Source organism: bacterium, from assembly GCA_030247525.1.
In the GTDB taxonomy this organism is placed as follows: domain Bacteria; phylum Electryoneota; class JAOADG01; order JAOADG01; family JAOADG01; genus JAOTSC01.
In genome coordinates this window covers 1-22,358 of record JAOTSC010000022.1, presented here as the reverse complement: position 1 = coordinate 22,358, position 22,358 = coordinate 1, and the positions used below count along the sequence as shown (strand labels likewise).

At 48.4% G+C, this 22,358-nt stretch carries 14 protein-coding genes; 9 read left to right on the top strand and 5 right to left on the bottom strand.

The window, feature by feature from the left end; translation table 11 throughout:
- The first annotated feature begins 92 nt into the window (after positions 1 to 92).
- From OEM52_03625 to OEM52_03585, 9 genes are all read left to right on the top strand, one after another.
- A complete protein-coding gene (locus OEM52_03625; GenBank protein MDK9699228.1) occupies positions 93 to 884 on the top strand; it encodes an alkaline phosphatase family protein in 792 nt (263 codons plus the stop codon).
- A 279-nt stretch (positions 885 to 1,163) separates the two neighbouring features.
- On the top strand, positions 1,164 to 1,652 hold the full coding sequence (locus OEM52_03620; GenBank protein ID MDK9699227.1) for a hypothetical protein: 489 nt from the start codon (positions 1,164 to 1,166) through the stop codon (positions 1,650 to 1,652).
- Complete coding sequence (locus OEM52_03615) at positions 1,628 to 1,885, top strand: hypothetical protein (protein MDK9699226.1); 258 nt, start codon at positions 1,628 to 1,630, stop codon at positions 1,883 to 1,885. The genes OEM52_03620 and OEM52_03615 overlap by 25 nt, the downstream gene beginning before the upstream one ends.
- A 36-nt stretch (positions 1,886 to 1,921) precedes the next feature.
- Positions 1,922 to 3,049 (top strand): multiheme c-type cytochrome, encoded by a 1,128-nt coding sequence (locus OEM52_03610; GenBank protein MDK9699225.1) that lies wholly within the window; start codon positions 1,922 to 1,924, stop codon positions 3,047 to 3,049.
- A 38-nt stretch (positions 3,050 to 3,087) separates the two neighbouring features.
- Complete coding sequence (locus OEM52_03605) at positions 3,088 to 4,092, top strand: rhodanese-like domain-containing protein (protein MDK9699224.1); 1,005 nt, start codon at positions 3,088 to 3,090, stop codon at positions 4,090 to 4,092.
- An 870-nt stretch (positions 4,093 to 4,962) separates the two neighbouring features.
- A complete protein-coding gene (locus OEM52_03600; GenBank protein ID MDK9699223.1) occupies positions 4,963 to 9,102 on the top strand; it encodes a fibronectin type III domain-containing protein in 4,140 nt (1,379 codons plus the stop codon).
- Between the two features lie 490 nt (positions 9,103 to 9,592).
- Positions 9,593 to 13,375 (top strand): C25 family cysteine peptidase, encoded by a 3,783-nt coding sequence (locus OEM52_03595; GenBank protein MDK9699222.1) that lies wholly within the window; start codon positions 9,593 to 9,595, stop codon positions 13,373 to 13,375.
- A 645-nt stretch (positions 13,376 to 14,020) separates the two neighbouring features.
- Positions 14,021 to 16,525 carry a VWA domain-containing protein gene (locus OEM52_03590; protein MDK9699221.1) on the top strand — a complete coding sequence of 835 codons (2,505 nt, stop codon included), beginning with the start codon at positions 14,021 to 14,023 and terminating at the stop codon, positions 16,523 to 16,525.
- A gap of 86 nt (positions 16,526 to 16,611) precedes the next feature.
- The gene (locus OEM52_03585; protein ID MDK9699220.1) at positions 16,612 to 18,702 is read left to right on the top strand and encodes a VWA domain-containing protein; all 2,091 of its coding nucleotides are present in this window, start codon (positions 16,612 to 16,614) and stop codon (positions 18,700 to 18,702) included.
- Between the two features lie 269 nt (positions 18,703 to 18,971).
- Here OEM52_03585 and add read toward each other — a convergent pair whose 3' ends face one another.
- The 5 genes from add to OEM52_03560 all read right to left on the bottom strand — a co-directional run.
- The gene (gene add, locus OEM52_03580; protein ID MDK9699219.1) at positions 18,972 to 20,063 is read right to left on the bottom strand and encodes an adenosine deaminase; all 1,092 of its coding nucleotides are present in this window, start codon (positions 20,061 to 20,063) and stop codon (positions 18,972 to 18,974) included.
- Positions 20,064 to 20,178: 115 nt separating this feature from the next.
- Positions 20,179 to 20,598, bottom strand: a complete 420-nt coding sequence (locus tag OEM52_03575; protein ID MDK9699218.1) for a hypothetical protein — start codon at positions 20,596 to 20,598, stop codon at positions 20,179 to 20,181.
- Positions 20,599 to 20,629: 31 nt separating this feature from the next.
- Positions 20,630 to 21,661 carry a PHP domain-containing protein gene (locus OEM52_03570; GenBank protein ID MDK9699217.1) on the bottom strand — a complete coding sequence of 344 codons (1,032 nt, stop codon included), beginning with the start codon at positions 21,659 to 21,661 and terminating at the stop codon, positions 20,630 to 20,632.
- 16 nt (positions 21,662 to 21,677) lie between these two features.
- A complete protein-coding gene (locus OEM52_03565; GenBank protein ID MDK9699216.1) occupies positions 21,678 to 22,133 on the bottom strand; it encodes a DUF5683 domain-containing protein in 456 nt (151 codons plus the stop codon).
- 5 nt (positions 22,134 to 22,138) lie between these two features.
- A partial coding sequence (locus OEM52_03560) for a Rid family hydrolase (protein ID MDK9699215.1) occupies positions 22,139 to 22,358 on the bottom strand: 220 nt, incomplete at its 5' end.

Here is a 22,358-nt window from a genome sequence, read left to right as displayed (position 1 = left end):
TTTCATTGGTTTCAATAAGTGAAACGTGATGCTGGCTGTTGAAACAATTGTAATCTTAGTAAAGCAGCAGTTTCTTTCTTTTTGGACATTACATGACAACCCCCACGATTCAGTCCGTAACCCCAACCATCTGTGCAGTAACGGGGGTGAACCCTCCTACATCGAATCAAGCCGAAGCAGTCCCGGAAATCATCGAACACCTTCGCAACCGCAATATCGGATTCATTGAGAAAATGCTCATCTTTGCCCCGGATGCGATTGGTTCCTCTTTGTTGCAACGTTATCCCGAAATCGCCGGAAAATTTCGTTCCCATAGCGATATTGCCATTCCCTTAACATCGATGACGCCACCAAAAACACCGGTTTGTTTCGCGTCGATGTATAGCGGCGCGCCACCGGAAATCCACGGTATCCAGGGGTATCAGCGTCCCATTCTAACGATCGATACGTTGTTCGATGCGCTGGTGCGGGCAGGAAAGCGGGTCGCGTTAGTCGCTGTCAAGGATTGCAGTATCGACATTATTTTCCGGAATCGTACACTCTCCTACTATAGCGAATCTTACGATCCAGAAGTTGTCGAACGGACGATCCAATTGATAGAACAAAAAGAGTTTGATGTAATCGTCTGCTACCAACAGGAGCACGACGATTTACTGCATGCCGGGAATCCCTTTACCCCGGAAGCGGTCGCCGCTGCTCATCGCCATGCCGATAATTTTATCGCACTTACGAAAGCGGTCGCAACCTGCTGGCAGGGAGAGACATGGGCAATCGCCGTGACGCCCGATCACGGTTCTCATGTTCGTCCCGACGGGGTTGGGGATCATTGCGATAATATCCCGGAAGATATGGCAGTGACCCACTTCTGGCGGTTTTCGGAGTGATTACTTACTTGTGTTGTAGAATCGGTCGAACATTCGTGTCCGACCTTTTTTTATGGACAGACAGGAGTGTCTTTGCGAGGAACGCAGGTCGCAACCTTGTGCGACCGCAGTGACGTGGCAATCTCATTGTTGAAATTAAGTACTTGTTATTAAGATCGCCACGTCATTCCGCTTCGTATCTGCTTCGCAGGATACTACGCTGTATTCCTCGCGAATCCGATTTTGTCAAAGGTCTCAGGAGTGTCTGTCCTACGGTAAGTTATACCCTACCACTTTGTGATGGTTTTCACGTTTGGCACACCGTTTGCTCTACTTACCAGCATGATCGAGATGTTAGCCAACCAACGATTTCTTGCCAACCGGTTCGACGAAGCCCTGCCACTTTACAACGAATTGGTCGATGCTGGGCGTATTACGACATCAATCCGACGCCGGCAACTGGTTTGTGAAATCGTCGCAGGCGATTTGGTAACGGCGGCATCTCGCGCACTCGCGCTGCTTCACGATAATCCCAATGGTCTACTACAATTTGAACCGGGTGACGACTGTCCTTGCGAATGGCTGATTCAGTATTTAACAGAATCGGATCTTAGCTTTTCTGGACGGTTTCGGGTCGCCTTGTTGTCATTGTATGGTTGTGGTGTATCGGCACGAAAGCAGTTCGATGAGCTTTACCGCACAGCGGATCGAGAGCTTTCATCGCTTGCGTTTCAACTGTTGCATGAACTGGAGGAAAAACTACCATGCGAATCAGGTACGGTTTCTTAATCACATTTATTCTATTGTCGTTTCTGATCTTCGGTTGTGCCAAAGAGGATGCATCGACGACGAACAATCCCAACTCGCCCGCGGTTGATCTCACCCGTAACGATTGCATTGGTTGCCATACCAATGAAGACGCTTTGAAAGCGACACTGGACGACTCCGCTTCCACCGCCGCGCTCGTCGGGCCGATTGCGAGTAACCTGAAGTATGCGAATCGCGCCGCCAGCGAAGGTTGAGGCGGCTCTATCCCGGAGGTTCCGGGATGGCAAAAAGTGTTAGTCGCAAGTACGTTCGTTTCACAAGATCCCCATGGAACGCGTTGTGTCGCTTGTCACGGTGGACGTGACGGTATCATGTCGAAGGACAGTGCACACGTTGGCATGGTCCGCGACCCCTCACGTACCAATCCGAATGGTAGTGGACAAATTGTATGCGCCAGTTGTCATAGCGCGATAACATCCGGACATCAAAACTCGATTCATGCCAATCAGAGCGGCTACGAAGCGCAATACCTGAAGCGGAGCGGCAATACCCAGCAAGCACGCTATCGGGAAATGTTCTCATCCCGCTGTAATGAGTGCCATACCACTTGTGGACAATGCCATGTTAGCAGTCCATTGACAGTAAAGGGCGGCTTGATTGCCGGTCACTTCTTCCGGAAAACGCCGTCACAGGATTTACAGTGTGCCGCCTGTCACGGTTCACGAGTTGGCGCGGAATTCCGTGGCGAAAACGAAGGCGCTGCCGGGGATGTTCACTTCCTGCAAGGGAAAGATTGCATGTTCTGCCATACCGGTACGGAAATGCACAATGCAACCGGAACAACCGCTTCCCCCCATCGTTACAATGCAACGAATCGAGCAAGTTGCACAAGCTGTCATGCGATTTCGTTCAGTGGTACCGCCGCTAACGTCTCACATCGAGCGGAACACTCGCGGGTGCAATGCCAAGTCTGTCATAGTGTGACCTATAAGAATTGCTACTCCTGCCATGTCGAGTTGGGATCGCAAGGCATTCTCTTCCCCTCGGAAATGGGATTCCGGATAGGCCGTAATCCGCGCGCCGACCGTCCTGAAAACGATTATGTCGTTGTTCGCCATATCCCGATTGCACCGGACAGTTTTGATCCGTGGGGCTTAGCGATGCCGGAGTATGACGCCGATGCGACCTGGATGATGGCAACTCCGCACAACATTCAGAAGTTCACACCGCAAAACTCGCGGTTCGTCACCGATAGTCTCGGAACCCGGCAAGAACCGTATTGCAACAATTGTCACGGACAACCGGGACGTTTCTTAACCAGCGCTTTTCTTGATTCGTTAATCAATCGCGGCGTAATGGTGGCTGCTGAACGCAGTGCCAACGCCACAGTAGTAACTAACCCGCCGACTGCCCGCTAATGGGTAACGGCTTCAACTCACCTGGAGGAAATCCTACTATGCGTAAATTGCTCGCACTCCTGCTTGCGATGTTCATTGTTGTTTCATTTGTTGGCTGTTCCAGCGACGATGATAGCGATCCGACTGGACCGGCTTCGGTCAATCCGTCGGCTAATTTCACGAGCGTTCTTAACGCTATGAATAGCTTTATCGATACCACCAGTATTGTCGTTTCGGCAACTACGTTGGAAGCGAATCTTACCAATGCCAATTGGGCGATTCTCAGCGTCCGCAGCGCTACCCACTATTCCACGAATGGCCACATTCCCGGCGCGTACAATATTCCGTGGCAACAAGTTGCCGATACGAACCAAATCGCATTGCTGAATACGATTACGGCAAACAAGAGCAAGCGATTAGTGGTTTATTGCTACACCGGACATACCGGCGGCTTGGCGACCGGCGTGTTGGCAGCATTAGGTTACAACACCATCAACCTGAAGTATGGTATGGTTGGCTGGACAACTGACGCGACCGCTCGCGCGACCACCGGTTTCTATACCCCGGGCGTCACTGCAATCGCTGGCACGGTGGAAACCACCTATAACGCCTTGTCCGATTATAATGCCTATCCGGAACCGGGCGTATACGCTGGTTATGCCGGACAATCGTTCATTCGCCAAGTTGCCAAGAATTATCTGAGCACCGCCGCGGCGACAGTAGAAGCCCGTGTTGTTGACTCGCTTCGTCAGACTGCAACGCCGCCGTTCATTCTGGACATTCGCGACTCCGCGACTTATGCAGCCGGTCATATCCCCGGTGCTCGGAACATCCCGTTCCGCGATCTGAATGATGCCGCAAAATTGCGCCATCTGCCCCCGGATCGTGATATCGTCCTCTACTGCTTCACCGGACACTCTGGCGCCGAAGCTACCGCCATGTTGAATCTCCTTGGCTACAAAGTGAAGAATTTAAAATTCGGTTATGCTTCGTGGATCGATAATCCGAATTATTACAATCCGGCTCCCGTACTTCGCAACGTAAACACCGGTATTAATCCGTAATTCGCACCAACATTTACGGCTGCGTCGAGAGATCGCAGACTCGTAATCCAAACCGCCCCGCACTCCCCCTGCGGGGCGGTTGTTTAAACAACATCTTACTGCATTTGTTTCAATCATGGGAAACGAAAATATGTTTTGTTAAGCGGTGACGTAGAGGTTTTGTGATCGGGAGCACCATTAACCGAATGAAGTTGGTAACTCATCAATGAATTGGTCAGGACTAGAAGTTTAATGGGGTACGACCCATCCAGCACTGGCTACAGTGCTAACGCTGAAACAGCACGTCGATTACTCCTTTTTAGTTGCGTAGATTCGCGGTCTGGAGAAAAAGCTTTACTTCGTATCTAGTAGCGAAACACAGATTTCATCGTCAATCGAGATTTAGACAATGCGTTGCTAAAGTGTATCCGACAAATCGATAGGTTTCCGTGCAGCCTACACGAGATTTATTCCTGAGAGTGACGATAAAACGTTTATCACATAAATTCGATTTAGAGATAGAATACTTAGTAATATGTATCGATTTCGTCTATTCAATTATAACCACACTCTTCTTTACAAAGCGATTTGTTTAAATCATAGGTAACTTGCATAATTCCAAAGTCATATCTAACTTGATTCTATAATGTGAAAATCTGCGCTTTCTGTCTGAGGAGATACGAAACCTAACAAAGACAAAAGCACTCATCGTGACAGTACATCAAAATACTCCACACACTTCCGCATTGATTGGCATATATGTTTAGAGTTTTCTGGTAATGTGCCAGCTCATTACACTGAGTTCTGAATTTGATAAAAAGTTGAGCGAAGCACGAGAGAGATCGCTTTTTTTTTCACAATCGTATCTCTCAAAGATCAAGGGGAAAACCAATGAGAAATTGTTTTATCATCGGTATGCTGTTGCTTGCGATGGCGATGTCTGCATTTGCATTGTCTGGAACATACTATATCGGAGGAACGAACCCAGGGGCAAATTGGTACAGTAGTTTTTCCTCTGCCATTAGTGCCTTGAATAGTTCCGGTTCCACAGGTAGTGGTGTAATATTCAATGTCCGACCGGGTACTTACTCAACGGCAGTGACTTCTGAAACGTTTCCACTTTCGATTACAACAACAACTGGAAGCGCATCGACACCCATTCTGTTTCAACGAGATCCGGCAAATTCCGGAACTGTTACGATTAGCTGTGGAACGACTTCGGGAACGAATTTTCCGATTGTCTTACTATTCGGTGCCGATTATGTCACATTCGATGGAATCGATATAACTGCAACCAGTTCTACCCCATTAGCCGGTTACTGTTTGGATGATGTATCGACGAGCAACGGTGCACAACACAATACCATTCGCAATTGTACAGTAACAATGAATCGGTTGGGATTGGAAGCTGTCGGTTTACTCTCCTACACCAACTCGACCGGGTTGTTTGCCAACGGTGGAACGAACAGTTACAACACTGTTCAAAACGTTACGGTGCACAATGCCCAAATCGGTATTGACTTTGATGGCGATGTCCAAGGTGGTTCCGTTCACGATACCTCAAATTTTGTTATAAACTGTTCAATAGGAGTAGGTGTTGCGAACGATATTCAAGGAACTACGGAGGGTTCCTTCGGTATCTGTGCGGAAGCTCAATATGATTTTGTCGTACGCGGTAATGAAATTGCAAATGTTACCAGTACATCCACTGCGGGAGCTGGTTATGTCGGTGATGACGATGCCATTGGAATCTTCACTTTCGACATCACCGGAACCTGTCTTATTGAGCAAAACAAAATCTATAACATCCGACATGCTGGTGGCACAACCGTTCGTCGCTCGGCCATCGGAATTTATGTAGATGGTGAGACGCTGGTAAGAAACAACATGATTTGGGGACTCAGCCATACTTATGCTGGGACGGCAGTCCAATCGATCACTGGTGGTCGATCAACTGGTACTGACTTTGATCCCGGCTATGGAGTTTTTGGCATAGTCATGCGAGACGCGGCGACTGGTGGATGGGTAAAAACAACTCACAATAGTATCGCGCTCAATACCAATACTCGATTATCGAGTACTTGTATTTATGTTGGTCGAGGAGCAGATACTCTTCGCAACAACATCTGTGTAAATGCGACCGCAGCGCAGACTACTGCGAAACACTTCGGAATGTTTTTGGCGGGTGGTGCGACCCCGAGTATCGATTACGATGTACTCTACACTCCGAATACGAACGGGTTTATTGCTGACACCTCCAGCGCGAATGGGAATACATTAACCGACATGTCATGGGCGTCATGGCAACAACGCGCTCATGATACGCATGGCTATAATGCCGATCCGATGTTTACGACCGCTACTAATCTCCATATCTTAGCCAACTCAGGTTCCCCTGTATCGAACTCTGGTATCACAGGCTGGACTACAGTAGATTACGACGGAGAAACCCGATCCAGCACTCCGGATATTGGAGCTGATGAAGGTTCTTTCGGGACAACATTGGCAGCGCCTGCTACTCTGACGTTTGGAACGGTTTCTGTAACGTCTATCGTAGTTAACTGGAGTACTGTTGCCAGCGCAACTGGTTACAAACTGGAATCGTCGACGAATGGAACGAATTTTACTCAGTTAGCGTCGCCAGTTTCGGGAACCACATACACCGATACATCGATACCTACCGGAAACAGCCGGCGATACTATCGGGTTTACTCTTTGAATAGTGAGAATGTACCATCGCTTTCCTCCAGCCCAGTGAAAGATACGGTTAGTTTGGCGAATACCCCTTCTGCTCCCGTTGTATCAGATGTTGCTACTTATTCTGCTGTTATCGCCCCACAAAATGCGGCAAGTCCTTTGAATCAAGAGGCAACCGAGTATGCCATTCGAGTGGATTCGCAATATCTCCAAGCTAACGGAACTTTAAGTTCATCGCCCGTCTGGACTACATTAAGTAGCTGGGGGGCGACCATTGCTGTGAATCTGACCGCGAACACCACGTATAGTGTGACTTGCATGGCTCGAAATGCGAATGGTTTGACAACGTCTTGGTCGAGCGCGACATCATTTACAACCCTATCACTTCCTCCTTCTACGATTTCATTTGGTACAATTACTCCTACGACAATTCAGATTAATTGGACCGAAGTTCCCGGGTGTACTTACATGCTGGAATATTCCAACGATGATGTAGAGTACTTTTTATTGCGCGACGGGCTGACAACAACAACCTTTACTGACTCTGGTTTTACGATGGGAAATACCGAGCGCGATTATCGCATTTACACCCGCAACTCGGAAGGGGTGTTGTCATCAGCGGGTCCATGGCGCCATACAACCACTTCGGCAAATACACCCTTGTCGCCAACTGTAAGTAATCCCACCGCGAGTTCTTTCGAGGTGACTCCACGAAATGCCACAACTCCGGTGAATACCGATGGAACTCAGTATGCGATAAAAGTTGGTTCTCTCTACGCACATCCCGATGGTTCACTTGATGATAGTCCGAATTGGGAAACATTAGCGGTTTGGGGAACTTTAACGGTGACCAATTTGAGTCCAAGTACAACCTATTCCGTTTCTACCGTTGCACGAACCGAATTCAACGTTCAATCATCATACTCAACAATATCTCAAATCGTTACATTGGCTTTGGCATTACCACCAGCGCCACAAAATCCTGCAATCCACAATCGGACGGCTTCTTCGCTCCATGTGAGTTGGTCGGCACCGGATTCACCGGGGACACTATCCTCTTATGAGCTCCAGTTTTCGACAACGAGTGATTCAAGTGGATTTGCGATTTTGGAAACTGACCTTCCATTATCTCCAACCGGCTACAGTCATGTTTCGCTCAATTCGTACACGAGATATTGGTACCGCATCTATTCCAAGAATTCGCAAGGCTCACTTAGCGAACAATACGCTTCAGCAACCGAAATCACTCGTGCAAACTGGCACACAACAAATACTGTTGTCGGAGGCAGTGGCGACACCACTCAATGGATTCCTCAATTTCCTCCCGATAGTTTAACCCAAAACTTTCCCGCAATTGGAATCGATTTTCAAGCTGTGTCAGGAACTTCTTCCAATCCGAGTGAAGTGGTGTTTCGTTGGAATCACCGCAGTCCAGCGATATCCGATTGGGGTTTGAATCAAACAGAGTTAAATCTGTATTTGCCAGCGACTGAATGTGTCGACCGATTTTGGGACATCAATGCAACCGACGGATTTGCTTTCAATGCCATACTAACCTTACGGTTTGCTGCATCCGATATCCCGGTTACGATCACCGATCCAGTTACTCAAATCACTCGAGCAGGCTATAAGCACGGGAGTGCAAACTGGTCGTTTAAACCATGTGTTGTTACCGGTCCCGATATCAACGGTTTGTATACCGCAACTGTTTCCGGTGTCAATCAGTTTTCAATCTGGACATTAGGTACTGAAACAGCACTCATGCCGGTGACCTTACAGTCATTTACTGCATCCAATGATAATCTTGGTGTTGTCTTGAACTGGCGAACAGAAACCGAGGTAAATGTTGATCGTTACCGCATCGATCGATGGAGAGTCGGTCACCCGGTTGAAAAAAGTTACTTCGTACCATCGTTGTCAGATAACGGAAGCTCAGCTACTGCATTGAATTATGTCTGGCATGAACCGGATCAACTAGTTGAAGGAAATGACTACACTTACCAACTTGTTGAAATAGATTTGGATGGTAATGTTGCTGTTTTGGCGACATCAACAGTGACCATATTACCTACCGGTATCAATCTGATTGGTGCCTATCCGAATCCGTTCAATTCGACAATCCGAATTTCGGTCTCGTTAAGTGTATTTGAACAGGCTCGCGTCGCGATTTACAACATCCAAGGTGAGAAGGTATCGGAGATCTTTGACGGAAAGATTGGTCGAATCAAACAGATGATATCATTTAACGCCAAAGAGCTGAGCAGTGGAGTTTACTTCATCCGAGTCGAGTCAAATCACTACCGCGGAAGCAGAAAGATTTTATTGGTGAAGTGAGGTTGCGATTTTCTTGATAAATGAGTAACATTCTAATGAATCTTATTGAGTCTCTAACCAGTTACAGGTTAGAGACTTCTTTTGCATTCCAACGTTTACAAATATCCTTAGAATAATCCGTTGCATAATAACATCAGTTGACCTGTCCCCATTTTATTACCAGATACTATGTGAACACCGGAATAAATCCGTAAGCCTTTCGACACTTTACTGCTGCGTCGAGAGATCGCAGAGTCGTAATCTAAACCGCCCCGCACCCCCCCTGCGGGGCGGTTGACGTTATAGCGATTACCATACGAATGGAAACAGGGAGCGCAAAACCGGGACATTTCTCTTTCTAATAAATTGAATTTGTTGTTTTTTACTACCATTTCTCAGAATCACCCGGTATATTGTGGTTATCCGCTTTTCATTCTTTTCAAGTAAAGTGACTTGGTTCCTTGCAAGTTGTACAGATGCAAACCTGAGTGTCTCACGAGGAGGTTGTACAATGAGGTTGACAATACCAGCAGTACCGGAATCAATCTGCCTTCGGCGATTCTCCGTTTTCTTTTTGTTTCTCTTCTGTCTCGCTGTTATGGCAAATCCGCTCACATTCGAGCAAGCTGCCAATGGCGATCTCCGAATCCACTATACAACATCCGGGATAACGCGTACTACGATCCCCGATGGCGACCGGACTTGGACAGCGATATCGCTGGAAGACGCCATAACGCTTGGCGAGCCGGGCGAACCGGCATTACCGGTACAAGCGAAACTCGTCCGCATTTCCGACCGGGGAAATGTTGAACTTCGGATTGGTAAGGTTCGTTATCACGATATCGGCGAGATCAACGTATTGCCAGTGCAATCGGCGGACAACCGTGAAACAGGAAACCGCCTTGAGTATAACGAAGTAGTGTACTCACGAACCGATTGGCAGCCCAACATAGTCGCGACAATATCGACGCCGGTCATCGTCCGCGATGCGCGGGTAGTCGCATTGCAAATTCGCCCGGTACAAGCGAATCCAGCAACGAAAACGCTTCGCGTGTATGATGAAATCGAATTGGAAATTCTCACTACCGGAGCAGTGGGCGAGAATGAGCGTACCGGAAGCCATAAACCGGTGCCATCGTTTGCAGCAATCTATCGCGATATGATCGGCGCGGAAGATTTGGCGGATGAGTGCGACGACGCGCCTCCCGGACAAATTCTCCTCGTGCTGCGTAGCAACGCCTCATTTCAATCCGTTATACAGCGGTGGGTCGATTGGAAAATCAAGTCCGGACATCCGGTGCAACTGTTGTTTACCACTGCCACGACATTTCCTCAGTTATACAACGATATTCATGCCGCGTACCTATCGGCAAATCCGCCGTTGGAATGTATCCAGTTGGTCGGCGATGCGGAAAACAGCGGCATGAATCTACCCACAAACGTGAACAATGGTTTCGACCACATGTTGTTGTGCCATACCGGCAACGATATGATCCCCGATATCCCGGTGAGCCGGTTTTCAATCGACAATCTGACACATTTGCAAACGATGGTGAACCGAACCATCAACTATGAATGTACACCGCTCATGACCGATACGCTTTGGTTCAATCGAGGCATTGCAACCGCAGACATCACCCAGAATTATTTAACACAGAATCGAGATGTGGCACGTTTCGCTTTGGATATGATGGATGCCCGCGGGATTACCGATACGATATATCAAGAATACAGTGGAGGTACGGTAGAACCGGTTCTTAACCCAGGCGCAGCTTTTTGGGCGTATTGTGGATTTTCGGCAACGATGTTTCCAATGCAGTTAATAACAGGCATACAAAATACCAACAAACCATTTGTTTCGATCATTACCAGTATGGGTGCGGGAAATTTTGCAGGGGCAGGAGTCGGCGGATTAACGGAGCAGTTAACACGATTAGGGACGCCGGCGCAACCTCGCGGCTCAATCGCATCGGTGGCGACCGCAACGTCGGGTACTCATGCACAATGGTTACTTGTAATCAATGCCGGTTTCACCTATGGGTTTGGCGTTTTACAGCAACGCACCCCCGGCGAATTGTTATTGACAACGAAACTGCAAATCTGGCGGAATGCCGTCGATGAGTCGTACAACACCGCGATCAATTATATGAGTTGGACGAATATGATGGGGGATGGCACCGTTCCCATCTGGACGGGAGTTCCGCGAACGATTACGGCAAACATTCCCGACACTATTCCCCTCGGTCAAAATTCGCTGTTCCTCACGGTGATGCGAAGTAACGTTCCCGAACCGGGGGCGCGGGTAACGTTGTCACGACGCGATACCGCGCTGGCTGTCGTGTCGTCGGCAATCACCGACGCCAACGGAAGGGTTATGCTGCCGACCGGTTCTTCGATCCCCGGTGATTTATATGTAACCGTAACCGGCAATCGTCCCGGACAGAATCTCTATCCGATCATCGATACGATTCGGGTTGTATCGCAACGCGCCGATGTCGCTTTGGCATCGGTTTCGATAAACGATACCCCTCAAGCCGGCAACGGAGTAATCGGAAATAGCGACGGGTTCGCCAATCCCGGTGAGCGAGTACAGCTACTCATCCGGCTGTGGAACAGCGGCTCCGAAAATCTACAAAATATCAATGGCGTTTTACGCGCAATCGATCATCGTATTACGGTAATAGATTCAACAGCGAATTTCTCGACACTGCCGCCGTTTCCGGTGATTCTTCCCGGCGATACTGTGATCAATACTTCTCGATTACTTGTTGAGCTACACCCCGGATTCGTCGATGGTGAAACGATCCCGGTTCTGTTACAGGTTACTACGAACGACACGACTGCGAATCGGCTGTTCGCAATTCCGATAACTATTGGCGCGCACCGTCTCGCCGTGATGCAATCGGTAGCAATCGATTCGCTGCATCATCCTGTTACAATCGTTCCAGGTGGACGATATGAGTTACGGGTTGCCCTGCGCAACGACGCCGGATTTAATGGGGGTACCGCGTTGGCGCAATTGGAGTCGTTGTCGCCCTTTGTAACCATCGTAAGCGATTCATCCAATTATCCCGCTTTTCCTTCTTCAGTTGTTGTGGCAAACGACACAACGTTACCATTTCGCATAGTCACGGAGGCGAATACTATTCCCGGCAGTGTCGCTGTATTGCGAATGATTCTATCGAATCCCTCGATACAGGACACACTGCATATTCCGATAACGATTGGAACCCGCCGTACCAGTGACCCCTCCGGTCCCGATCCGTTCGGCTATCTGGCGATTGAGAATACTGACACCGCTTATCCGGAACACCCTGAATATCGCTGGATCGAGATTATGCCGCAGCGCGGCGGTTCTGGTATACAGTTACCGATTAACGATTGGCAGGAGGGACGCGATACTTCCATCGTTATCGCGCTGCCGTTCCCGGTGAAGTATTACGACATTTGGTTCGATAGTGCGACGGTTTGCAGTAACGGTTGGATTTCGCTCGGTACTTCGGCGCGCTATTACCGGAATCGCACCAATATCCATCTTCCGCCGTGCGGCGGCCCGCGGAATTTAATCGCTCCATTCTGGGACGATTTATATTTTACGACTTCACAGAATCACGGCGTGTATTTTTGGCATGACACGACCAATCGCCAATTGGTGATAACATGGTTAGGAAAAACGCTGTTTGGGGAAGAAACAGATATAAACGAATTTCAACTTGTGCTAAACGATACCCGCATGTGGTACAATACCAATTCGCCTATCCTGTTTCAGTATCGGCGGTTTAACAACGTTAGCAGCGATATCATGGAAGAAATCTGTTATGCAACGATTGGGATTGCCGATGGTTCGCTCACCCGCGGTTTAGAAGCGACGGCATACAATCGATGGACTCCCGGATTTCTCCCGATTGCGAATACCGATACGACTTCGTTTGCGAATCGCGCGATCAAGTTCTTATCGACACAGGATGTTATGAATGACGTTTCCGAACCGACGTCTCAGAATTCATGGTTACCCCAAACGCTTCAACTCTTCGATGTGTACCCCAATCCTTTCAATTCGGAAATTCAATTCCGAGTAATGCTGCCGACCAACGGCGAACTGCAATGGATTATCTACGATGCAGTGGGGCGGATTGTGTACCAGTCTTCTCAGCAGACTTTCGCGCCCGGCGCATACCGGATGAGTTGGCATGGGCGAAGTTCAAATGGTTTGCCGGTTTCCAGCGGTATCTACTTTCTGAAGATGCAACACGGCAGCCAGTTTACCGTTCAGAAAATCATCCTATTACGCTAAATCGGTATTGAATGGGTAAGTGAAAAGGGCACGTTATTTGTGCCCTTTTTCCGTTTACAGCAATGCTGAAGAATTGTTTTACAATCCGAAGGGATTGAGCGGTCCAACTCCATTGAGGAGCCCAATTGGTCACACCAGAGTTACATCATGTTTGACCATTAGGAATAGGTGAATGAAACAAGGATGAACTGCCTGGATTCAGTATGTGATTTGAGTTTCGTAAAAGTGTCTCAAACGATTTTCGAATCTGTTGAAAAAGACCACAGTTAAGAAATATTTTTCAAAAACACGATTTTTGGTTGCTTCGTGTTCATGACCGCTACTATCTTTCAGTACAGCGCTTCTCACAACATCGCTTCATAACGTTCATTGAGTATTTGGCTGAACCGTTACGTAGTGTCAAGAAGTATCTGTTGTCTTGTTAAGACATGATGTGTTTCAATTCGTTACGGTCTTTGACAATGATTCATGCAACGCTCACTTCATTCATGCATTTTAGAAGTGATAGCGATTTCTCCCTGCTTTTCCTCATGTTTGCCGATTCGCATACATGATCGATGTAGTACCTGTTAGTTGAACGTTTTGCTTACTTGGTTGGGAAGGGACATTGCAATTTTTTGCGATGTGAAACTATACGAGGATACTATGAGACCCTGCACCATTATTTCGCTTATCTTTTTAGTTCTCGCGCTATTCACGGTTTCGTTTGCGGCAAATTCGTTGCCGGTGGAGCAAACTCGGCTCGAACCTGGCCAATCATTGCCGGTTTCCTGGTCGAGTGACAACGATCCGCGCTGGCATGCGATTGAAACCGCTAAGAAATTGTTTTCCTTTCGCACATCAACCGATGTTAACGATTGGCGTAGCGAAGGTTGTTGGATAAAGAACCCGGATCGTCGTCAAGACCGCTTCGATAAGACCGATGCCCTGTTCGTTGCCGGCGATTATACTCAGTACCCAAACGATGTAAACGAACGCGTTTTTTCACCTACCCTTACATTGCCGCTTTTGTCGTACAAGAGTTGCCAGATTTTGTTAACCTTGGACGAGTGGTATCAATTGGAAAGCGGTTACGACTTCGGCTTTGTCGAGATTTCAACTGACCGTGGAAGTCACTGGCAAGTCATCGATAGCCGCTCTGGTTTCAGCTCGGACCTTCAGAAACCAATTGTCGATTTGACATGGTTTGCTGGCAAAACCATTCAGCTTGCGTTCCGACTATCAACCAACTCAAACTATTCTTTTGCCGGATGGTCGATAAACAGTGTAACGGTTTATCAAACAACCCATCGTCCGATCAATCAACCATCGGCGACCGACGAACTTATATCGTCGATGGTTAACATAAACTCACAACGGTTCCCGATGGTCTTTTCAAATGTCAATGTCACATTTAATGGAACCCAAGTGAATGGATTGACAGCCGATGCGTTTCGAGTAACCGAGAATAGTGTCTTACAAACTGATCTCTTTACTGTGATTCCCCCCGATTCAAATAATGGGAATCGGCTCGCTGACATCGTGTTCGTACTTGATGTAACCGGCAGTATGGCGGAAGAAATCGAGTCAGTACGTCAAAATATGGCGAGCTTTATTTCGGCTTTGGTTGCCAGTGAAGTAAACTGCAATATCGGTTTTGTAGTGTTTGGTGATATTGTGTACCGGTACAACGAGGGAAATCTCTACACGGATTGGGCGACGATTCAATCGCTGCTTGCTAACATTCGACTCGGCGAACATAACATCGGATCGGGCGGCGATACGCCAGAAAATCAACTGGGGGCGATTGCCGTTGCGAACTCAATGAATTTTCGTCCCGGTGCCCAGCGCAATCTGATTTTATTAACAGATGCGCCATCCCATGGAAATGACGCGGTTACATCCTATACGACCGCTCAAGTTCAAGCGCTTCTGGTCGACAGTCATACAATACTTTTTCCAATCTTCGACACGAACAACGCCTTATCGCGTACGCAGTATATTACTCTGGCGCAGGCAACCAACCCGTATGGAACGTACTTCAATGTGTACGCAAATTTCAATTCGATCATTTCGCAAATTAGCAGCATGATTTCAAATACGTACCTGATCTCGTATCGTTCGACGATTCCCGCTCCTCCTTATAATTTGCGCACAGTTGCCGTACAGACAACTTATCTAGAGCAGTTGAGCAACTGTACCGGCACTTACTATCCGAGTTCCGCACCATCGATCACCCGTACCGAACAGACATTCGCACTTCACACCCAGACGATGCCTGCCAATTCTCCCATCACGATTTCGGTAAACGTTATCGATCATGTGGCGCCGTTCGTTCAACAAGTAACCCTGTTTTATCGGAGCTTGATTGTTCCAAGCTACTCGCAAGCGAATATGACTGTAAACGGTTCTTCGTATGTCGCGACAATCCCAGCGACAGCAGTCGTCTGGCCAGGCGTCCAATATTATGTTTCCGCCTCGGACAACCAACTGACAACAACCGATCCGTCGTCAAATCCAACCGAGTTTCCCTACACACTTGCTGTAACCCCGAACAGCGCTCCTCGGATCGAATATACCCCGGTTGCGAATTATACCGTAACCGGCGGATTGAACAACGCAATTTCTATCGATGCTACCATCAACGATACGACTGTGATAGTAATGCGTGCACGGTTATTCTATCGAGTATTTCCCAATCTATTATACCAAACCGTCGAAATGATCGACTCCACGAACAATCTGTATCATGGCGAAATCCCCGCCGGAATCGCCTCGAACCAAACAATCGAATATGTTTTGTACGCGGAAGATGAAAACTGCATTGCCGCTACTATTGGCACTTTCGATCAACCAGCCGTAATCCAACCGGCGGTTCGATCGAGAGCAAGCGACATCGAGTCGAACGGTTTGCGTTCGTTGTCTCCGGTATCTCCGAATCCATTCCATGAAACCGCGACGATTAGCTATACGCTTTCATCCAGTTGCATCGTTTCACTATCGGTCTATGACCAAAGGGGCTATGCGGTAATGCAGGTCCCTGCAGAATTCAAACAAGCCGGTACCTATCGAATCCTCTTCGACGGTTCGAAATTGAGCTCCGGCGAGTACACTTGTCAATTGAACACCGGCCACTCCTGCGAAACAAGGAAAATGGTACTGCTTAAATAGAATTCCGGTATCGAAATCAGAGAGTTCTGTTAGCGGTTGTACGTTTTGTCACGCATCGAAAATCTACTATGATCCTTGGAGGAACAATGAAGGCTCAAATCTCAATTCTTCTTACGGTGTTGGTTGTGTTGTCGCTCAGCCACCTTTGTTTTGGTTATGGCGTAGCGGTCGTTTATGCACCGGCCAGTATTTGTATGCGGTTGGATTCGTCTGTCGTTCAGACAACGATTGAAAGTCAAATCGCTATCACAAAAACCACCCAATATTTCCGGAACACGACGAATTATCTTTCTACAAGTTATGCCTTTCCCATGGGTGAACAGGCAAGCGCAACTTCCTTGAGGTGGCAAGTCAATGGCGAATGGTTCACGGCAAGAATCGCCGGTACTAGTCAGGACACTTCATTACCGGGTGGCACGACTGGTCCGGTTCTCTTGAACTATCTCGGGGCAACTCCTTTGTTCTTCTCAATACCGCAATCGATTCCACGCGATGGTTTACTTGTGGTTGAGTTGACATACGTCGAGTTTCTGCCCTATTCGATGGGGACTGTGCAGTACACTTATCTTAGCGATTACCACTCACTCCAATCTACCACTGTCGCGTTTCAGCAATTCGACATTCGTCTCCACTCACTCCGCTCAATCGATTCGGTGTGGCTGGCAAATGTCCTACCGTCGTCGGAAATCGCAAACTATGGCGACAGTGCAGCAGTGACCTACTCTGCTCGAAACGTCGTAGCGTCGACCAACATTGTCGTACGGTACATCTTAAATGCAAACCAGTTAGGATTGTTTGGTTATAGTACCTTGCAACCGGATTCGTTAGTACCGGATTCGCTGGGAAGAGGATTCTTCACTTTTATTGCCGAGCCAAACCCCGACACGAGCAATCTCTCGATCGCAAAGGTATTCACATTAGTTATCGATCGATCGGGAAGCATGTCAGGAACGAAAATGCAGCAAGCGCTTAATACTGCGACATACATAGTGAACAACCTCAACACCGGAGATCGCTTTAACATAATTGATTTCGACAATGTGGTAACGCGATTTCGCAGCGCCCACATCCCCTTCAACACTCAAAATCGCGACTCTGCCCTCGCATATATCAATCGGCTCTATGCGAGGGGAACTACGAATATCTCAGGTGCGCTTGGGGTTGCGATTTCGCAATTCGCAACAGCGAATGACTCAACCGCCAACATCATTATTTTCCTTACCGATGGACAGCCTACCACCGGTTATGTAAATACGACGCAGTTGGTAAACTTTATCGACCGTCAGGCGACCAGAGCAAGAAACGACATCAGTATCTTCTGTTTTGGCATTGGATCCGATGTGAACCGGCAAGTCCTGACCTTGACCTCACTCCATAATCATGGACTTACCCAATTCGTCGATAACTCCGACCTGTACGCCCAGATAACTACCTTCTACCAGTTAATTCGCAACCCGGTACTGATTAATCCTCAGATTGAGTTTACGCCGAATATCGTCACTGAGACGTACCCGACGGTTTTACCGAATCTCTATCGCGGCTCCCAGATGATTGTATCGGGACGTTATCCAGCCGCTCAGCAAGTGAGCATCAGTCTTTCGGGCACAGCGTTCGGCAGTCCGGTTTCCTATACTTATCCGCTTACACTATCGGATGAATCTGGCGCTGAGAATCTATATTTAGAAAAGGTATGGGCAAAAAAGAAAATTGAGACTCTCCTCATTCAATACTATGCCCATAGTGCCGCATCGGATACCGCGCTCGCATTGCGAGCTTTGATCATCCAGATCAGTCGCGCTTATGGCGTTATCAGCCCATTTACGAGTTTTACGGGTGGTGGCGGCGGAACGCCGGTTCAAGAAAAACCGGGACAACATGAAGCGGTTACTCCACAAGCCTTTGTACTATTAGGGAATTATCCCAACCCCTTCAACTCGTCGACCGATATTCAAATCCGATTGAACCAAACGTATCGCGGTCTCTTGGAAATCCGCATATACAACATCCTGGGACAATTGGTGAGAACAATTCGATTCGATGCGGATGGAATCGGTACATATAATGTTAAATGGAACGGTCTCTCCGACGAAGGGAAAGCGTTGGCTTCCGGTGTATACCTCTATGCCATCGACTGTAAGAATACGATTATGGTCGGTAGAATGAATTTAGTTCGCTGAAATCTATCTGCGAACTTCAAGATACTTGCTTCATGCGATGTTTCACGTCATAACGCATGGTCGTAAAGTTTTCCTAATTGAGTGAACGATTGACTTTTGCTGAATCAATTCACGAAAGCCAAAGTCAATCGTTCTATCAGTTCGATCCGGAAGGGGAACAACGGCTGGTCATGGTGAGATTTAACGAACGGAAATATTGCATGGAACGAATCGCAACATATCCTCTCAAGCAGGGGAGGATTTGGCGAGTTGTGGTGGTGCAATAATCCTCAATACGGTACAACGTGCTTATCGAGTTCCTTTAAAACTTTCTGGAGCATGATTGTTTTTTCGCGATAGGGCATGAATGACGCCTTCCAACCCATAATCACGATGTCTTCCAATTCGCCCAACGTCATTCCGCAATAGCGATGCGCCCGCAGGAATTCTTCGGTGATGTCGGTCCCGCTGATGAGCCGATTATCGGTATTGATCGTGACCCGCATCCCATAATCGTAGTAGAAGCGAATCGGGTGTTGTTCAAAGCTCTTCACCACTTTCGTCTGGACATTCGAGGTGATGCACATTTCGAGCGGAATCCGGTGGTCGTTCACATAATTCAGTAAATCGCCATTTTCTTTCAGGCGGGTACCGTGTCCAATCCGGTGTGTCGAGAGGTTGTGCAGCGCCTGCGAGATCGAATCGGGACCCCACGCTTCCCCGGCGTGGACGGTACAGTTAATGTTGTTCTTGCGAATCAGGTAGAACGCTTCGACATGATCTTTCGCCGGGTAATTGTCCTCCGCACCAGCTAAATCGAAGGCGACGACCCCGCGATTTTTGTAGGCAACGGTTAACTCGGCTAAGCGAAGCGAAACTTCCGGTTCAATCGAACGAATTCCACAGACAATCACGCCCGTCCGAATGCCAAGAGATCGCTCGGCACGCTGGAGCCCGGCAATAACCGCATCCATGATGTCGGTCAAGTGCAATCCCTTGTGGATATGGAGAATCGGTGAAAAGCGGACTTCGAGATACCATACCCCTTCATTCCAAGCATCCTCCGCTAATTCGTATGCCGCCCGTTCGAGCGCTTCCTCTTCCTGCAATACAAGATTGACAATATGAAACGGTTCGAGATATTCGCGAAGATTTTGCGCACGGTCGCCGACCACCAGTGCAGTGCGCAACTCTTCCGGCGATGCTGCCGGGAGTTTTACTTTTTGTTGATGGGCAAGTTCCCAAATCGTTTCGGGGCGGACGCTGCCGTCCAAGTGACAATGCAAGTCGGTTTTCGGCCAATTGCGGACTAATTCGCGGGTTACTTCCCGGTCATCGTGGGGACGGGAACGGGTAACATAGCGAGGTGGTTCGTGATCCATGCGATATCCATTCGTTGATATTTCTGTAAGATAGTTGTACGTAGCGGAGGGAACAAAAGGGAAGGGGCAAGTGACGAAAATTGAAATCATTGGAAAGACAGGAGTGTCTGTCCTACTACCGGGCGGTATCGATGGGAACCGTCAATACATTGGAAAATAATGAATAATACTTTCCGGCTGCGGCAAAAACGCGATAGTAACAAACGCTATCGGTCGGTGCGGCTGAATCGTTATAGGCGGTCGTATTCGCCGGAACAAAATCAAGTTGATAATACCCATCCGGAGTATTGGTCGTAGAGCGGAAAATAAAAAACAGCAATTCGTTGTTTGAGAAATCGCGCCAATTGAGGTGAATAACCCAAGCATTGGTCGAATCGCGATACCCGGTTAAGTCTCCGGGTGCATTGATATTGAGATGCCCACCGCCCGACGATCCGGTCGAGCTGCTATGACCATCACAGGAAGTGAGAGAGAACATAACCGGGAGGGTGAGGAGAAGAAGACAGGAAATTCGTAGAAAATGGGAGTAGAGCATATTGCCTCGCAGAATTGTTTTCAGCGATTCGTCAACGCATCCGAATCGGATTGGTAAACAACCATGCCCGATCTTTTTTATAAGATTCGATCCGGTACACGCCTGGCGCAACAACGTCATGTGACAATTCGTGTCCGGTCGTTTCGGCAATCGGTGAACCGTTATGTATGAGGACTAATTTACAGCGGTCGGGTGATTTTGCCGTCAATTTCCATCCCGGTTGATATGGCACGGTATCCCCGGGCCAGAGCGGATCAGCGCTGGCGGATTGCTCTGCCCAGAACCGGAAGCCGATACCCGATCCCAACCGGTGATTCACGCAATGTAGACGACCCTTACGATAAGCGTCATACAGCATTTTCTTCGCTTCTTCCACAGGATAGGCGCGCAACTGACCCGGCACGAGGGCAATCGTCCGGAGCGATTTAAAATGCACTTTGTAATGGAACACCGTTACCGAGAGCATACCAAAAGCACGATATTTGAGCGCATGGGCATCAATCCCGAAAATGCCGATTACATCGCGTTCCTGATTCACCCGATCCCATAACTCAATGGTTTCGCGCGGCGGCATCCGCAACGTCAGGTTCGGTTTCACAAACCGCCACAGTTTATTCCACCGGGTGAGCGTTTCCTTCCACGCCGACAATTGATTCCACAATTCGATACCGTCGTACGGCAAATCCCAACGATCCCATGGATACGCTGGATATTCCAATTCGTGGCGATGTTCGTGGGGGTGGGCGATGATGCCGATACCGTTTTGTTTTTTCACGGCGGCGACCAATTCATCGGCGGGGCGGTTGCTCGGTAAATCGTCTTTTACATCGAGGGAAATATAATGATTACGGTCGTCGGCGTCGTTTAGCTCGGTTTGGGCAAGTACCAGACAATTGCCATAGAAACCTTCCAAGCCTTGGTGCAGTGGTTCAAGCGTATTGTGGTCGGTAACGATGGCATAGTCCATCTTCGATTCGGCGGCAAATCGCGCAAGCTCTTTCCACGTCCCCGTTCCATCGGAATAGGTCGTGTGCATATGGATTGCGCCGGATTGATCAATCATGCCGAACCGTGTCCCCTTAAAACCAAACCGTGATACGAACGCCGGTTCCTACTTTCTCTTCATAGGATGGTCCGACTTCAAAATTCCGTAAATGGGCATCGACAAACGCGTCGTATACCGATAGCAATAGTGCGCCAGCACTCCACCAGATAAACTTATTCCTGTCGTTTTCATAGAAACTGGCAATCCGCTCATAATCGTATCGTACGATGGTATCAGTTGCCGCCTGCGCCGCTCCCAGCGCGTGTTGCATCCGCTGATTCTGCCGGAAAATGCTATAACCAAGTGTAAGCTGGGTTCCCGCAAACACCATCGCCTTGACTGGTTTCCCGTTGCTATACTGTCCCCACCCCGGAAATGCAAAACTACGCAATGCGATATTCGACGGTGACGGTAATAGTGAATCCGCCACCATCGCGCTCGCCAAATTGGTGAGCAGGGTTACAAGTAGTACGAGTCGAAGTAAGCGCATTCCGTTTATAACGGGAGCTTCGCTATCATCGATATTTCGACCCGGGCATCGCGGGGAAGTTTAGAAACTTCGACCGTCACCCGGGCGGGAAAGCTGTGTCCCGCCTCGAAAAACGATTCATAGACTTTGTTCACTAAGGCAAAATCGCCTAAATCGGTGAGATAAATCGTTGTCATAGCAACGGAGGAAAAGGTTAGACCCGCGGCGGCGAGCACAGCGCGGAGA

What these genes read in the sequence shown, in the direction of transcription:
- add (MDK9699219.1), bottom strand. Translation starts at nt 20,063, where the DNA reads ATGGATCACGAACCACCTCGCTATGTTACCCGTTCCCGTCCCCACGAT.
- OEM52_03585 (MDK9699220.1), top strand. Translation starts at nt 16,612, where the DNA reads ATGAAGGCTCAAATCTCAATTCTTCTTACGGTGTTGGTTGTGTTGTCG.
- OEM52_03570 (MDK9699217.1), bottom strand. Translation starts at nt 21,661, where the DNA reads ATGATTGATCAATCCGGCGCAATCCATATGCACACGACCTATTCCGAT.
- OEM52_03600 (MDK9699223.1), top strand. Translation starts at nt 4,963, where the DNA reads ATGAGAAATTGTTTTATCATCGGTATGCTGTTGCTTGCGATGGCGATG.
- OEM52_03605 (MDK9699224.1), top strand. Translation starts at nt 3,088, where the DNA reads ATGCGTAAATTGCTCGCACTCCTGCTTGCGATGTTCATTGTTGTTTCA.
- OEM52_03590 (MDK9699221.1), top strand. Translation starts at nt 14,021, where the DNA reads ATGAGACCCTGCACCATTATTTCGCTTATCTTTTTAGTTCTCGCGCTA.
- OEM52_03620 (MDK9699227.1), top strand. Translation starts at nt 1,164, where the DNA reads ATGGTTTTCACGTTTGGCACACCGTTTGCTCTACTTACCAGCATGATC.
- OEM52_03595 (MDK9699222.1), top strand. Translation starts at nt 9,593, where the DNA reads ATGAGGTTGACAATACCAGCAGTACCGGAATCAATCTGCCTTCGGCGA.
- OEM52_03575 (MDK9699218.1), bottom strand. Translation starts at nt 20,598, where the DNA reads ATGCTCTACTCCCATTTTCTACGAATTTCCTGTCTTCTTCTCCTCACC.
- OEM52_03615 (MDK9699226.1), top strand. Translation starts at nt 1,628, where the DNA reads ATGCGAATCAGGTACGGTTTCTTAATCACATTTATTCTATTGTCGTTT.
- OEM52_03565 (MDK9699216.1), bottom strand. Translation starts at nt 22,133, where the DNA reads ATGCGCTTACTTCGACTCGTACTACTTGTAACCCTGCTCACCAATTTG.
- OEM52_03625 (MDK9699228.1), top strand. Translation starts at nt 93, where the DNA reads ATGACAACCCCCACGATTCAGTCCGTAACCCCAACCATCTGTGCAGTA.